The organism is Clostridium coskatii (assembly GCF_001675205.1).
GTDB lineage: Bacteria > Bacillota > Clostridia > Clostridiales > Clostridiaceae > Clostridium_B > Clostridium_B ljungdahlii.
Map to the genome: position 1 here is coordinate 1 of NZ_LROR01000075.1, position 1719 is coordinate 1719.

Consider the following 1719-nt stretch of genomic DNA (forward strand, 5'->3'; position numbering starts at 1 on the left):
AATCCATTTATTCATTCTATAATCCTGTGTTGTTTTTTGTACATCCATTTAAAATCTCCTATTAAAGTTTTTCAAGTTAACTTTAAAAACTTTAAAACTTATTTTAGAAGATTATCTCACATTTTTTGAACACTTTCTATCCACTTTCTTATTTGACGCTTACCAAAGAAATGCAGGATTGCCGCAGTAAAATTTTTTAGATGGATATTTTATACATTAATGTATTTTGCCGAAAACAACTATGAGCTTCTTCAATAATTCTTGTCAAAAAAGGTGGTTTTTAAGCCTGAATTGATGGTTTTTCAAGGCGAATTTATATAAGTTTTAAAGTGGTTTTATTAGCGTGAACTATCGGTTTTAAGAAACGAACCGGTGTCCTCTGGTGCATGAAATATTCACTATGCATATTAGATAATGTTGATAAATTATTTAAAGAAAATAGGAAATATTTATTTTTATATGTTTGGAATTGTTAAAAAATATACCTTAGATAAATGAATTAATTTATATATCTAAGCCGTCCTTATGCCTGCCCTGCAAAGGGCATGTATAAGGTGGACTAGCCCTGGGCTTGTCAAAGGCGTCAATCGTGCGTGAAAAATCCAATTTAATTAAATACTTTTGTGCGTAAAGGGAAGACATAAGAGGAATACACTGGCAGTACAGTTAAAACAGGAACTTTTTATGAATTATTAAGGAAGCACTTTATCAGCAGGAAGCCTTCCTTTTATTTTTTTGCAGGAATCTAACTATCATAAGGCTGACGAGGACTAAAAAAGTGCTGGTGCTTGAAGAAAATATACTGCGGTTTATTATTTCAAGAACACATAAGTGCAATTAGAAGTGTGTCTACAGTAATATTTATATATACAACAATTTTTATTAGTGATAAGGGAAGAGTTATAGCATTATATTTTAAATTTATAGATATATGTTTATGGTATTTTTATTTTGTGAAAGTATAAAAACTCATTTTATAAAGATATAGGAGCGGTGTTTATTTAAAGCGTTGTGCAAAAGAATTTATATAATTTGCCTTTGGACTAGCCTTTGTTTTGAACGCTGCAGAGTTAAGTTTTGTATATAACATATGTTTTACTTTAAGTGATTATTGAGGCGTTAACTAAGTGAAAAAGAAAGTGCTTGTCCAAAGCTTCCTTGCGAGGGAATCTGAGCCTATTATAAGACCATAGAGCATTACTTCCTGGGATTGGGGCGAAGCATCCCATTAAAATTAAAGGCACTTGCCAAGCTTTTTGTCTGAGTGTGCGAAGAGTTAAAGCTTGGCAAGTGCTTCAGTTTCTGAAGGTTAATATTTATATAAAGATTGATTAAACAATATGAAATTTATGCGACCTAACTATTGAAATTGAAAGTATTAATAATGTTCTTTGCTACGAAAATAAAAGTTAGTAACATATGTACATTGACAATTTGATAGGATTTAGGGTTAAAATGTGCATAGCAAAGCTAAGGCAGGCATCGCCTGTCAAAAAAAGAGATGAATAGAAGATGTAGTAATTAATTATTCAGTTGGAGCTTCAATGTGGAAACCTAATTTTTGCAATTCAAAAATATAACGAGAAATACGTTTTTGTTCACAATTTTTTCTACGCTGATCAAAATTAGAGTCATCATAAACTGTACCTGATTTTAGCATCGTATAGATAATTACAAGCAGCTTTCGGGCTAAAGCAATAGTGGATTTTTTGGCACCTT

General features: G+C 31.1%; 1 pseudogene. It reads right to left on the reverse strand.

The annotated features are described in order from the left end of the window. Positions 1-1525 precede the first annotated feature (1525 nt). Positions 1526-1719: pseudogene (locus CLCOS_RS22670) on the reverse strand (IS110 family transposase); the annotation flags it as partial.